Here is a 13,830-nt window from a genome sequence, read left to right on the forward strand (position 1 = left end):
ATGCGGCGTTCCTCGTCGCTTATTTGGAACACCAAACTTCACTCCTCGTTTCTTGCCTCGCGCAAAAACAGGCACCGGCGCGGCCGCGAACGAAACGTCAACAGACCCAAGGCCTGCCATTAGCTTAGACAGCCGATCAGCGAGGAACGCTGGCGAGTGTTTCTTGGGCTTTGCGTTCGGCAAAGTAGGTGTTGGTCAGCTTGACCACCACGGGGCTCAGCAGCAGCAGCGAGATCAGGTTCGGGATCGCCATCAGGCCGTTGAGGGTGTCGGCGACCAGCCAGGCGAAGTCCAGCTGGGCCACCGCGCCGAAGGGCACTGCCAGTACCCAGACCACCCGGAATGGCCAGACGGCCTTGGTGCCCACCAGGAACTCCCAGCATTTCTCGCCGAAGTAGCTCCAGCCGAGAATGGTGGTAAAGGCAAAGACCACCAGTGCGATGGTAAGGATGGCGCCGCCGAAACCGGGCATCGCTGATTCGAAGGCCGCCGCCGACAATGCTGCGCCGCTCTCGCCGCTGGTCCAGACGCCGGAGCAGATGATCGCCAGGCCGGTCATCGTGCAAATGATAATGGTGTCGATGAACGTGCCCAGCATGCCGATCAGGCCGGAGCGAACCGGGCATTTGCTGGTGCCTGCGGCCTGGGCAATACCGGCGGTGCCGAGGCCTGCTTCGTTGGAAAAGATGCCGCGTGCCACGCCGAAGCGAATCGCCGCTATCACCGCCGCGCCGGCAAAGCCACCGGTGGCTGCCACCGGGTTGAAAGCGGATTCGAAGATCAGTGCGAACGCACCGGGAATGGCGTCGACGTTGACCACCAGTACCACCAGGGCGGCGATGATGTACGCCACGCACATGAAGGGCACCAGCGCCGCGGCGACTTTGCCGATGCGCTTGATGCCGCCGAGGATCACCAGGCCGACAATGGCCATCGATGCCACGCCAGTGAGCCACATCGGTACGCCGAAGGTCGTCTCCATCGCATGGGCCATGCTGTTGACCTGCACCATGTTGCCAATGCCGAAACCGGCCAGGCCGCCGAAGATGGCGAAGGCGCCGCCGAGCCACAGCCACTTCTTGCCCAGGCCGTTCTTGATGGCGTACATCGGGCCGCCAACGTGCTCGCCGCGGTCGTCCTTCTCGCGGTAATGCACCGCCAGCACTACTTCGCAGTATTTGGTCGCCATGCCCACCAGCGCCGTGCACCACATCCAGAACAGCGCACCCGGCCCGCCGAGGAAGATGGCAGTGGCGACGCCAGCGATATTGCCGGTCCCCACGGTCGCGGCCAGGCAGGTCATCAGTGCCTGGAACGGGCTGATTTCACCTTCGGCGCCGGGTTCATTCTTACGTCCCTGCCACAACAGGCGGAAGCCGCGTGGAATGGTGCGCCAAGGCATGAACTTGAGGCTGATCATCAGGAACAGCCCGGTGCCTAAAACCAGCACCAGAGTCGGCGGCCCCCACACCAACGCGTTTAGTTCATTGACCAGATTATTCAGAAATTCCATGTCGACTCCGTTTGTTCTTGTGGTTTACGGCATGTCGGTGTGCGAAAGACAAGGCACCCATCCGAGGTTCTGTTGGCAAGGTGCGCCCTGTTACCTGATGGACGGCACGGTCGCCATTCGGACCCGTTGCGGATAACAAGGCAATACGAGTGCCAGCTTTAAGGAAAGAGCTTGTTTATCAAAGGTTTATGAATATGCAGAAGCGCAGCTTTCGATTGTCTTGTATCGAATTCGATACAGGAGCTATGCCTAGCCTCGGTTTGTCGCTCTCAGACGTTCGTATCTATTTCAATACGCTGTATCTGAATCAATACGGAATCTTCGGCAGATGGGCGCGCCGATGGGTTGATTGCGGACAGAAGGGAAAGGAGCGTTGTTTCCGACGGTGACGTTCACGGCAACCTCAGCCGTGCCCGCCGATACCGTATTTACGCAGGCGCATGGCGATGGCGCTGTGCGAGCTTTTCAGTCGGGCCGCCAGCAGCCTGGTGGAGGGGTAGCTGGCATAGAGCTTTTCCAGGATCGAACGTTCGAAAGTTTCCATGGCTTCGCTGAGGCTGGAGATTTCATCGTCCTGGCAGGCCAGCTTGGTGCGAGCGATATCCAGGTCGTCGAGGCCGATCATGCCGCTGTCGGACATCGCCGCGGCGCGGAAGATGATGTTCTGCAGTTGCCGCACGTTACCGGGCCAGGGATTGCCGAGCAGCACCGGGTAGGTCGAGGGGGCGAGCCGGCACGGCGGGCGCTGGATCTGCGTGCAGGCCTGCAGCAGGAAGTGCCGGGCCAGCGATAGGATATCTTCGCCGCGCTCGCGCAACGGTGGGACGTTCAGGTTGAGGACGTTGAGCCGGTAGAACAGGTCCTCGCGGAACGTCTCCTCGCCGACCAGCTGTTCCAGGTCGCGGTGAGTGGCGCTGAGGATGCGCACGTCGACGCGAATCTCGCGATCGCCACCGATACGCCGGAAGCTGCCCTCGCTGAGAAAGTGCATCAGCTTGGCCTGCAGGTAGGGCGACATCTCGGCGATCTCGTCGAGAAACACCGTGCCGCCGTTGGCCAGTTCCAGCAGGCCGGGTTTGCCGCTACGCTGGGATGCATGCGCGGCGCCTGGCGCATAGCCGAACAGTTCGCCATCGGCCTGGTTTTCCGCCACGGCCGCGCAGCTGAGCGTCAGAAAGGGCGCGTTGCTGCGCGGGCTGGCGGCGTGGCAGGCGCGGGCGACCAATTCCTTGCCGGTGCCGGTTTCGCCCTGGATCAGCAAGGGTGCATCGAGCGCCGCCACACGTTTGCCGCGGGCCTTGAGCGTGCGGATCGCCGGCGAATCGCCGAGCAGCGCATCGAAGCTCTCCGCATGGTGCGGGTGCAGCGCGGCCAGGCGCTCGCCCAGGCGGCTGGGTGCGTAGAGCGTGAGCAGGGCGCCGGCAGCCGGCTGAGAGCCGTCTGCCATGAGTGTTTCGGCGATCGGCATCACGTCGATTAGCAGGGATTGGCCGTTGAAGATGATTTCGCGCATCGGCAGACGAAAGCCCTGCTCGAGCATAGCGGCCTGTAACTCTGGGGCTTCGAACAGCTCGCCGACGAATTGGCCTTCTGGGTCGAGCCCGACCAGGCTGATCAGCGCCGAGTTGGCCATGAGGATCTTGCCGTCGCCATCGACTGCCATCAGCGGGTCCGGCATGGCGTGCAGCAGCGCGTCGAGTTGCAGGCGTCGCTGCTGGCCGGGCAGCATGCCAACCACCTGGATGTCCTGCACGCCACGTACGCCGCGCAGCGCCTGGCGCAGCTCGTCGAGCACGTGCGCATCGATCGCCGGCGCGTCTATATAGACGTTGGGCGGCACCATTTCCACGGCATCGAGGTTCAGGTTGCGCGCCACTAGCAGGGCGAGCACCTCCTGGGTGATGCCGATGCGGTCGATGAAGGTAACGTGGATGCGCATGCTGTTCGGGCCTCGGTCGAGGCCCGAAGTATGCCTGCTTGCCGGGCCGAAGGCATCGCCGGCGCAGCGTCGTTATCGGCTCGGTCCGCCCCAGGGTTTGGCTTCCAGGCTGTTGTGCACCGCCGTGGCTGCTTGGGCGGCCTGACCGATGGCGACGCTCATCTGCTTCAGGCCCATGGTCACGTCGCCGATGGCATAGAGTCCGCGCATCGAGGTTTGTAGATGATCGTCGACCAGTACGCCGCCGGACTCGTCGCAATCCACGCCCAATTGCAGGGCGAGATCCGAACGGAAACGCGCGCCAAGGCTGGGGTAGATGATGTCGAAATGGTGGACGTCGCCGTTGCAGGTGATCAGCTCGATGCCGGTCTCGCAAGGGCGCAGGGCTTCGACGCGATCGCTGATCAGGCGGATGTCGTAATGCTCGGCCAGGGCGATGGACTGATCGCAGGCATCCTGCTCGCCATGCACCACGACGGTGACGCGATCGCTGAAGGTGCGTAGGAACACGGCGTGGCCGATGGCGCACTCTGCTTCACCATAGACCGCGACGTTGTCCCCCTTTACCTCGTAGCCATCGCAGATGGCGCACAGACGCACTTTGCCTTCGGCAATGGCCTGCTCGACGTCGGGCATATCCGGCAGCGTGTCCTCGATACCGGTGGCGAGAATGATGCGCCGGGCCACACAGCTTCGATCGCCATAGCGCACGCTGAAGCCTTCCGCATGCGGCTCGATATGCTCGACCCGGCCGTGTTCGAGCCTGGCGCCGTAACCGCTGGCCTGCTCGCGCAACCTCACCAGCAGATCATTGCCGTTGATACCCGGCGGGAAGCCCGGGTAGTTGTGCGATCGCGGGATCCACGAGGCGCGGCTGGAACCGGCGTCGACCACCAGGCAGCTGCGCCGGAAGCGCGCCAGGTAAAGCGCTGCGGTCAGTCCACCCGGGCCGCCACCAATGATCAGGCAGTCGACAACCGTGGGTTGCGGGTTCGGAGAGCGTTGGTTCATGGCATTGGCCGTTGGCTTTCTATTGCCAGTAGAAGTGCTTGGCTGCGTGAAAGTTCGGTCAGTCCGATAAATGCAATATGCCGTTTTGAGAGCTGGTTGGACTTCCTGCGCTTGTGTCATGTGCGCCTATGCCGAAAACTTCCCCCTCTCGTGAAACACCGCTCTAGCATCGGTGTTTTCACGATCCTCATTCCAATAAAGGCCAGCCGCCGGCGCTCCGTTGCCGTGATGAGCGGGCCATTCACGTTGAAATGGGCCGGCCGCGCGCCCGCGCGAGTTGGGTCCGATCACGATCGATAAAACCACTCGAACGGTGCTTACGAGGCGCCGAGGTCGAGCTTTTCCTATTTGGGGACAAATGTTCAAGTCTTGTGTCGCTGCGCTGGTCGCAGCCCTGTATTGGTTGAGTGCCCCGGCTACAGCGGCCGAAGGGGAACCCTTCGTCATCAAGTTCGCTCACGTGGTGGCTGATGACACGCCCAAGGGCAAGGGGGCGTTGCTGTTCCAGAAGTTGGCCCACGAGCGCCTGGCTGGCAAGGTGAGAGTCGAGGTGTATCCGAATTCGACGCTGGTCGGCGATGCCGACGAAATGCAGGCGCTGCTGAACAATGAAGTCCAGATCCTCGCGCCGTCGCTGTCCAAGTTCGGGCCGTACACGAAGAAGCTGCAGGTTTTCGATCTGCCGTTCCTGTTCGATGATGAGGCGGCGGTCGATCGGTTCCAGAAGCGTAAGATGAGCCGTGAATTGCTGCGCTCGATGGCCGACTCCGGCATCTATGGTCTGGCGTACTGGAACAACGGCTTGAAGCAGCTTTCGGCGACCAAGGCGCTGCGCCTGCCCGAAGATGCCAGTGGGCTGGCCTTCCGCATTCAGCCCTCGGCGGTGCTGGAAGCACAGTTCAACGCGGTCGGGGCCAAGCCGGTGGTGTTGCCCTTCGCTGACGTCTACAAGTCGCTACAGGCCGGCGTGGTGCAGGGCGCGGAAAACCCCTGGTCCAACATCGCCAGCCAGAACATGCAGAAGGTTCAGCCGTTCATCACCGAGAGCAATCACGGCGTGCTCAATTACATGCTGGTGACCAATTCGAAGTTCTGGATGAGCATGCCCTTCGCGGTCCGCTCGGAGCTGGAGGGCATCATCCTGGAAGTGACCGACGCGGTGAATCGCGAGGCTGCGGCGCTCAATCAGCGCGACCGCGATCGGATCCTCGCGAGCGGCAGCAGCAAGCTGGTGACGCTCACGCCCGAGCAGCGCCAGGCCTGGCGCGAGAAGATGATGCCCGTGTGGCAGGCCTACGAAGCGGAGATTGGCGCCGACGTCATCCGTGCGGCGCTGACGGTCAATCGCAAGCACTAAGGCTGTTCCGTCCGTCGCCGTCGCGACGGACCTCACGACATCCGCTCGCCGGCATAGCACGTCGGCGAGCTCGGCGCACCGCGTCGCTCCAATTCTTCCTCCAGCCATTCTGCCAACACCCGCGCATTGTTCTGCTGCTCGTCGCGAGCGGCGTAGATCAGCGTCAGCGGGCCCTTCATGGCGATGTCCAACAATGGCCACCAGTGCTCTGGGTGGGCGGCCAACTCCTGGCGATAACGCTCACGAAAGGCATCGAAGCCCAACCCGTCATGCTTGAACGCTTGGCGCAGCGCAGCTGAGGGCGCCAGTTCCCGCAGCCAGTCGTCCAGTGCCAGGTTTTCCTTGCGCAGGCTTCGTGGCCAGAGACGGTCGACCAATACGCGGTATCCATCGCGGGTTTCGCAGGCCTCATAGGCGCGTTTGCAGAGAATCATCGCCTGCCTCCTAAGGTTTCAAAACGATGAGGGTTTAAAATACTTGTTGTTAGGTAACAAATACCCTTTAGTGCTGGGTACAAATTACCTTTCTAGTTGCATCTTATTGATTTTAAAAGCTTAAAAAGCGGCACGCTTCGTGACTAAGAGCTAAGGAACATAACCTCTATCAAGGAGCATTACATGAAGAATCTAGCCGCTTTGGTTGCCGGTGCAATGTTGCTGACCAGTAGTACGCTGGCGGGTGCCGATGAGGTCGTGGAGATTCGCCAGGATCGAGTCGTGGGCGGCGGGTTTGGGGCGCTCAGTGGTTTCATGCTGGGCGCGGCAGCTGGACCAATCGGCGCGTTGTTTGGCGGTGGGCTGGGCTATTTCCTCGGTCAAGGGGCGCAGCAGGCGGCGGGGCTTGATCAGACGCTCTATGTGATTAAGGCCGAGGATGGCAGCCGCTCCCGAGTACGAACTTCGACGAACGGTTTCGTTGCCGGGCAGCAGGTGCAGCGTGACGGCGCCAACCTGACTGCGCTGAATCGCTGAGTATGGGTAGCCATTTCCGATGCCGTAAGCGACTACAGCGAAGCGGAGACAAATCCTAAACTGGCCGGCAGGAACGAAGGAGCCGCGATGAGTTATTCCCTGCTGCATGTGATCCACCTGCTGGCGGCCATTTTCTTTATCGGCGCGCTATTCGTTGAGGTCTTGGTGCTTCATCAGGTTCGCCAGCAGATCGAACCGAATCTGATGCAGAGCGTTGATAAGGCCGTCGGTGCGCGCTTGAGAGTGGTGCTGCACTGGGTCGTGCTATTCGTCTATGGCGCCGGCATCGGTCTGGCCTGGCATCACCGCCATGCACTGGCCAATCCTCTTGCGAGCAGTTTCGCAACCTTGCTCTCGTTGAAAATCCTGCTGGCGATCGGTGTTTTCTTCACCTTCGGCATGGTCGCCATGCTGTTGCGCAGCGGCCGCATGACGCCAGCGCGTTATCGGCGCATCCAATGGGCAATCTTCCTGCAGATGATCGGCATCGTGTTGCTGGCCAAAGCGATGTTTTATCTGCACTGGTAGTGACCCTTCGGTTACGCCTCCGGCTAACCAACGAGCGGCAGGCGGCGCCTGCTGCGTAGATGAAATGCTGGGTAGCAGCCAGAACCTAGATAGGTCGGGTTGCGCGAAACAGAGGGGGCTGCAGTAAGGGATGGCGGCGTCCCGCTTCAGCCGCCAGAACACCGCACATTCAAAATTTACGGTGGGCTGAAGCCCACCCTACGAGCTGGTAGCCAGACCGTTGCGAATCCCGCAAGAACGATGCTCTGGTTTCGCGAGCAGGCTCGCGCGTCGCAGCCCCGCACCGTAAAAGGCCGAACAAGTTTGCCCCTACGACAATCATCGATGCCGTAGGGCTGAATTTATTCGGCCATAGCTTTGTAGGATGGAATCGCCGAAGGCGCTTCCGTCGTTCACTGCGAAGAGGCGATGCTGAGGCAGGCCCTAGCAGGCCCTTCGCGCGCGGTAATGATTTCCGTCAAGGTCGGCGGCGCTTTTGATGGTGCTGATGACGGCCAATTCAGCCGCTGCACGCTCGTTGCCTTCGGCTCCGTGGCGTCTATGGTGACGGCATCGAATCCGGATCAGCAGAGGTACCGTATGAATTTCGCCTACAGCCCGCGCGTGGAGGCGCTGCGCCAGCAGCTTCGTACCTTCATGGATCAGTACATCGTGCCGCGCATCGGTGCTTGGCATGAGGAGGTCGCCGCCGGCCAGTATCCGGTCTCGTTCATGGAGGACCTCAAAGCCCTGGCCCGTTCCGAGGGGCTGTGGAACCTGTTCCTGCCGTCGTTGCGCGAGGATGAGCCGGGCATGGGCCTGAGCAATCTCGAATACGCGCCGCTGGCGGAAATCATGGGCCGCGTGCACTGGGCGTCCGAGGTGTTCAATTGCAACGCGCCGGACACCGGCAACATGGAGCTGCTGCACATGTTCGCCACGCCCGAGCAGCGCGAACGATGGCTCAAGCCGCTGCTCGAAGGCGAGATTCGCTCGGCGTTCGCCATGACCGAGCCGGACGTGCCGTCGTCGGATGCCACCAACATCCAGACGCTGATCCGCCGTGACGGTGACGACTACGTCATCAATGGCCGCAAGTGGTTCATCACCAACGCCTCGCATCCCAACTGCCGGCTGCTGATCGTGATGGGCAAGACCGATCCCGACGCGCAAACCCATCACCAGCAGAGCATGATCCTGGTGCCGTTCGACACGCCCGGCGTCGAGCTGGTGCGCAACATTCCGGTGATGAACCACCTCGCCCCGGAAGGCCACAGCGAGCTGCTGCTGAAAAACGTGCGGGTGCCGGCGCGCAACCTGCTGGGCAAGGAGGGCGACGGCTTCATGATGGCCCAGGCGCGCCTCGGGCCGGGGCGGATTCACCATTGCATGCGTTCGATCGGCATGGCCGAGCTGGCGCTGGAGCTGATGGTCGAGCGCTGCCAGGAGCGCAAGGCCTTCGGCAAATATCTACAGCAGTATTCCAACGTCGCCGACTGGATCGCCGAGTCGCGCATAGAGATCGAGCAGGCGAGGCTGCTGGTGCTTAAGACCGCCTGGATGATCGACGAGGTGGGCGCCAAGGCGGCGCGCAAGGAGATTTCCATGATCAAGGCGCTGGTGCCGCGCATGCATACCCGCGTGGTCGATCGCGCGATCCAAGTCTACGGCGCCATGGGCCTGACACCCGATACCCCATTGGCTGACATGTGGACCGGTGGCCGCGCGCTGCGCTTCGCCGACGGTCCGGACCAAGTGCACCTGCGCAGCATCGCGAAGATGGAAATCAAGGCCAGCGAAGCGAATCGTGGTGCTACCGCGGCCTATCTCACGCCGCCTGGTCGACGCTGAGTTTTTCATAAGCGCTTCGCCAGCAAGCTGGCTCCTACACTACGGATTTCGCTGAGCAACACCGCCGCGGCTGGCAGTTTCGTAGGAGCGAGCTCGCTCGCGAACGGGGCGGCATGGGGTTATCGGAATCGCCGTAAAAGCTTCGCCAGCAAGCTGGCTCCTACAAGACTGCAGGCCGTGCATTACCCGTAGGAGCGAGCTTGCTCGCGAACAGGCGCGGCGCGGGGCCGGCAGTGGCATGGCTCGATGGAATCATTCTCCCGGGTTCAATCTTGATACCAATCAAGGAGAGACGTCCGGCACCGCTCCTACTATGGCCCCCACATTCCGCAATGAAGTGGGCATGTCATGCAGCCGCATCGTTATCTCACCATTGGCGCCAAGTGCGTATGGGAGCGAGGCTTCGTCCTGTTGCTGGCCTTGATGCTCTGCACCTTTACCTTGCAAGCCAAGGAATACGCAGCCGAACAGCAGCGCATCGAGCTGTTCTTTCCGAAGGCGACCCAGGTCTCCGAGCCCGAAGGGGTTTATCAGGTTCGAACCCTCAGCGATGGCGAGGGCACCGTCTACGGCTACGCGTTCCAGAGCATCAACGTCACGGACATGCCGGCGTACTCCGGCAAGCCGATGAACATTCAAGTGTTGCTCGACCGTGACGGCCTGATCGTCGATGCCTATGTACTGGAGCACCACGAGCCCATCCTGCTGATCGGTATTCCCGAGCAGAAGCTGCATGACTTCACCGCGAAATACGCCGGGGTCAAGGCCGATCAGCGTGTGGTGGTGGGACGTTCCAGCGACAAGAGCGCGGTGACCGTCGATGCCGTGACGGGCGCCACCGTGACGGTGATGGTGGTCAACGAAATCGTCATGCGCTCGGCCCATGAAGTGGCAGCGTCCCTCGGCCTGGTCAAGAGCAACCTCGACGCCAGGCAGAAGCCGGCCATCGTCCGCGAAGACGTTTACCAGCCTGCCACCTGGGCGGAGCTGACCGGCAACGGCGCGATCCGTCGTTTGCATCTGACCAATGCCGATATCAATGAGGCCTTCAAGGGCACCGCAGCCGAAGGCATCGACGAGGCGCCCGCGGAGGACGTCGACGAGACCTTCATCGATCTCTACACCGCCCACCTGAACCCGCCGACCATCGGTCGCAACCTGTTGGGCGACAACCAGTACCGCTTCCTGATGCAAGACCTGAAGCCGGGCGAACACGCCATCGCCGTGCTGGGCAGCGGCGAATACTCCTTCAAAGGCTCGGGTTATGTGCGTGGCGGCATCTTCGATCGGGTGCAGGTACGCCAGTTCGGCAACATCCTCAGCTTCCGCGATCTGGACTATCAGCGGCTCAACGATGTGTTCGCCGAGGGCATGCCGGAATTCAAGGAAATGGCGATCTTCATCATCCGCGAGCATGTCGGGTTCGATCCGGGCACGCCGTGGTCGCTGGAGCTGCTGGTGCGCCGCCAGACCGGTCCGGTGGACGGCATCTTCACCAGTTTCGAGCTGCCCTATCAGATTCCTGGAGACTATATCGAGCGCCCGCAGCCGACCGCCGAGGAGCTGGCCGCCATCGAGGAAGCCAACCGGCCGATGTGGGTCAACATTTGGTACCAGAAGAGCTTCCAGATCGGCGTGATTCTGGTCGCGCTGGCGCTGCTGACGGTCATCCTGTTCATGCAGGACACCTTCGCCCGGCGTCCGCGCTTCCTGCGCATCCTGCGCCATGGCTATTTGATCTTCACCGTGGTGTTCATCGGCTGGTATGCCCTGGGGCAACTGTCGGTGGTCAACGTGCTGACCTTCGTCCACGCGCTGGTGCAGGACTTCCGCTGGGAGCTGTTCCTGACCGATCCGGTGATCTTCATCCTCTGGACGTTCACCGCCGCGAGCCTGCTGCTCTGGGGGCGCGGCGTGTTCTGCGGCTGGCTATGCCCCTTCGGCGCGCTGCAGGAGCTGATCAACGAGGCCGCACGCAAGCTGAAGATCCCCCAGTACGACGTGCCGTTCACCGTTCACGAGCGGCTCTGGGCGATCAAGTACATCGTGCTGCTGGTGCTGTTCGGCATCTCGCTGGAATCCATGACGATGGCCGAGAAGGCCGCCGAGGTGGAGCCATTCAAAACCGCGATCACGCTCAGGTTCGACCGTCAGTGGTGGTTCGTCGCCTACGCCGTGTTCCTGCTGGTGATCAACATTTTTACCCGCAAGGTCTTCTGCCGCTACGTCTGCCCGCTGGGCGCAGGGCTGGCGATCACTGGTCGCTTCCGCCTGTTCGACTGGCTCAAGCGGCGCAAGGAATGCGGCAACCCCTGCCAGCTCTGCGCCAACGAGTGCGAAGTGCAGGCAATCCATCCGGATGGGCATATCAACCACAACGAATGCCACTACTGCCTGGATTGCCAGATGACCTACTTCAACGAAAACAAATGCCCACCGCTGATAGCGAAGAACAAACGCGCCGAGCGTGGCAAGAAAGCGCCGGCCGGGCCTCAGCTGATCCCCGTGCAAGTCGTGGAACCCTGAACCAGACACAACCCTTCACTTGACTGTTGGAAGTACATCCCGAAAAGGAGCAGACCATGAGCGACAAGGCAAAAGGTAACACCGAGGTGCTGGAAAAGAGCGGTCTGAGCCGCCGCGGCTTCCTGGGTGCGACTGCAGTGACCGGCGCGGCGGTTGCCGCCACGGCGTTTGGCGGCGCGGTGATGACCCGCGAAGCCTTCGCGGCTGCGGCGAAAGACGCAAAATCGAAGATTCATGTGGGGCCTGGCGAGCTGGATGATTACTACGGCTTCTGGAGCGGTGGCCACCAGGGTGAGGTGCGCGTGATCGGGGTGCCGTCGATGCGCGAGCTGATGCGTATCCCGGTATTCAACGTCGACTCGGCCACCGGTTGGGGACTGACCAACGAAAGCCGCGCGATCATGGGCGAGAGCGCCAAGTACCTCAACGGTGACTGCCACCATCCGCATATCTCCATGACCGATGGCAAGTACGACGGCAAGTATCTGTTCATCAACGACAAGGCCAACAGCCGCGTGGCACGTATCCGCCTCGATGTCATGAAGTGCGACAAGATGCTCACCGTGCCGAACGTCCAGGCGATCCACGGTCTGCGCCTGCAGAAAGTGCCGCACACCAAGTACGTGTTCGCCAACGCCGAGTTCGTGATTCCGCATCCCAACGACGGCAGCACCTTCGATATCAGCGGCGAAAACGCCTACACCATGTTCAACGTCATCGATGCGGAGAAGATGGAGATGGCCTTCCAGGTCATCGTCGACGGCAACCTGGATAACACCGATGCCGATTACACCGGACGTTTCGCCGCTTCCACCTGCTACAACTCGGAAAAGGCCTTCGACCTGGGCGGCATGATGCGCAACGAGCGCGACTGGGTTGTGGTCTTCGATATCCCTGCCATCGAGGCGGCGATCAAGGCCGGTGACTTCATTACCCTCGGCGACTCCAAGGTGCCGGTGGTCAATGGCCGCGACGGGTCCAAGCTGACTCGCTACATCCCGGTACCGAAAAACCCCCACGGCTTGAACACCTCGCCGGACGGTAAATACTTCATCGCCAACGGCAAGCTTTCGCCGACAGCCACTATCATCGCCATCGACAAGCTGCCCGAGCTGTTCGACGGCAAGCTGGCCGATCCCCGCGATGTGGTCGTGGGCGAACCCGAGCTGGGTCTCGGTCCGCTGCACACCACCTTCGACGGTCGCGGTAACGGCTACACCACGCTGTTCATCGACAGCCAGGTGGTCAAGTGGAACCTGGAAGAGGCCGTGCGCGCGTACAAGGGCGAGAAGGTCAACTACATCAAGCAGAAGCTGGACGTTCACTACCAGCCGGGGCACATCCATGCCTCGCTGACCGAAACCAGCGAAGCCGACGGAAAGTGGCTGATCGCCCTGTCGAAGTTCTCCAAGGATCGCTTCCTGCCGGTCGGCCCGCTGCATCCGGAAAACGACCAGTTGATCGACATTTCCGGCGACGAGATGAAGCTGGTGCACGACGGCCCGACCTATGCCGAGCCGCACGACTGCATCCTGGTGCGCCGCGACCAGATCCGAACCAAGAAGATCTGGGACCGCAACGATCCGATGTTCGCCCCGACGGTGGAAATGGCCAAGAAGGACGGCGTCAATCTGGATACCGACAACAAGGTCGTCCGTGATGGCAACAAGGTGCGCGTCTACATGACCTCCATGGCGCCGGCGTACGGCATCACGGAGTTCACGGTGAAGCAGGGCAACGAAGTCACCGTGGTCATCACCAACATCGACCAGATTGAGGATGTCTCTCACGGCTTCGTCATGACCAACCACGGCGCGAGCATGGAGATCAGCCCGCAGCAGACATCTTCCATCACTTTTACGGCCGATAAGCCCGGCCTGCACTGGTACTACTGCAGCTGGTTCTGCCACGCGCTGCACATGGAAATGGTCGGTCGCATGCTGGTCGAACCGGCGTAAGCGGAAGGCCATTCGCGAGCAAGCTCGCTCCTACAGGGCGGACGGTGTACCGCCGGGTTTTGTAGGAGCCAGCTCGCTGGCGAACCAGGCGACGCTGCTGGCCCATTCGCGAGCCGGCCCGCGCTTACAGGACGGTGGTATGCCACCGAGGTTTTGTAGGAGCGAGCTCGCTCGCGAACAGCGGACCAGCGACATTC

Annotated in this window: 10 protein-coding genes; 6 read left to right on the plus strand and 4 right to left on the minus strand. The window is 61.6% G+C overall.

The annotated features are described in order from the left end of the window. Positions 1–136: 136 nt before the first annotated feature. From NA647_RS00005 to NA647_RS00015, 3 genes are all read right to left on the minus strand, one after another. Positions 137–1,513, minus strand: a complete 1,377-nt coding sequence (locus tag NA647_RS00005; RefSeq protein ID WP_256055841.1) for an alanine/glycine:cation symporter family protein — start codon at positions 1,511–1,513, stop codon at positions 137–139. A gap of 403 nt (positions 1,514–1,916) precedes the next feature. Beyond that, positions 1,917–3,452 (minus strand): sigma-54-dependent transcriptional regulator, encoded by a 1,536-nt coding sequence (locus NA647_RS00010; protein ID WP_256055842.1) that lies wholly within the window; start codon positions 3,450–3,452, stop codon positions 1,917–1,919. A 72-nt stretch (positions 3,453–3,524) separates the two neighbouring features. Beyond that, the gene (locus NA647_RS00015) at positions 3,525–4,463 is read right to left on the minus strand and encodes an NAD(P)/FAD-dependent oxidoreductase (protein WP_256055843.1); all 939 of its coding nucleotides are present in this window, start codon (positions 4,461–4,463) and stop codon (positions 3,525–3,527) included. Positions 4,464–4,821: 358 nt separating this feature from the next. Between NA647_RS00015 and NA647_RS00020 the strand changes: the two genes are divergently transcribed. Continuing rightward, complete coding sequence (locus NA647_RS00020) at positions 4,822–5,820, plus strand: TRAP transporter substrate-binding protein (RefSeq protein WP_256055844.1); 999 nt, start codon at positions 4,822–4,824, stop codon at positions 5,818–5,820. A gap of 32 nt (positions 5,821–5,852) precedes the next feature. Here NA647_RS00020 and NA647_RS00025 read toward each other — a convergent pair whose 3' ends face one another. Then, positions 5,853–6,254, minus strand: coding sequence for a DUF488 domain-containing protein (locus NA647_RS00025; protein ID WP_256055845.1), 402 nt, complete (start codon positions 6,252–6,254; stop codon positions 5,853–5,855). Between the two features lie 183 nt (positions 6,255–6,437). On the opposite strand from NA647_RS00025, the gene NA647_RS00030 reads away from it, so the two are divergent. The 5 genes from NA647_RS00030 (at position 6,438) to nosZ (ending at position 13,633) form a co-directional block, all read left to right on the plus strand. Further along, positions 6,438–6,791 carry a hypothetical protein gene (locus NA647_RS00030; RefSeq protein ID WP_256055846.1) on the plus strand — a complete coding sequence of 118 codons (354 nt, stop codon included), beginning with the start codon at positions 6,438–6,440 and terminating at the stop codon, positions 6,789–6,791. 87 nt (positions 6,792–6,878) lie between these two features. Next, positions 6,879–7,319, plus strand: a complete 441-nt coding sequence (locus NA647_RS00035; RefSeq protein WP_256055847.1) for a CopD family copper resistance protein — start codon at positions 6,879–6,881, stop codon at positions 7,317–7,319. A 579-nt stretch (positions 7,320–7,898) separates the two neighbouring features. Then, complete coding sequence (locus tag NA647_RS00040; protein ID WP_256055848.1) at positions 7,899–9,149, plus strand: acyl-CoA dehydrogenase family protein; 1,251 nt, start codon at positions 7,899–7,901, stop codon at positions 9,147–9,149. Positions 9,150–9,497: 348 nt separating this feature from the next. Beyond that, positions 9,498–11,675, plus strand: coding sequence for a transcriptional regulator NosR (nosR, locus tag NA647_RS00045; RefSeq protein ID WP_256055849.1), 2,178 nt, complete (start codon positions 9,498–9,500; stop codon positions 11,673–11,675). Positions 11,676–11,731: 56 nt separating this feature from the next. Further along, on the plus strand, positions 11,732–13,633 hold the full coding sequence (nosZ, locus tag NA647_RS00050) for a TAT-dependent nitrous-oxide reductase (RefSeq protein WP_256055850.1): 1,902 nt from the start codon (positions 11,732–11,734) through the stop codon (positions 13,631–13,633). Positions 13,634–13,830: the final 197 nt, after the last annotated feature.

Source organism: Stutzerimonas stutzeri (genome assembly GCF_024448985.1).
Classification (GTDB): domain Bacteria; phylum Pseudomonadota; class Gammaproteobacteria; order Pseudomonadales; family Pseudomonadaceae; genus Stutzerimonas; species Stutzerimonas stutzeri_AP.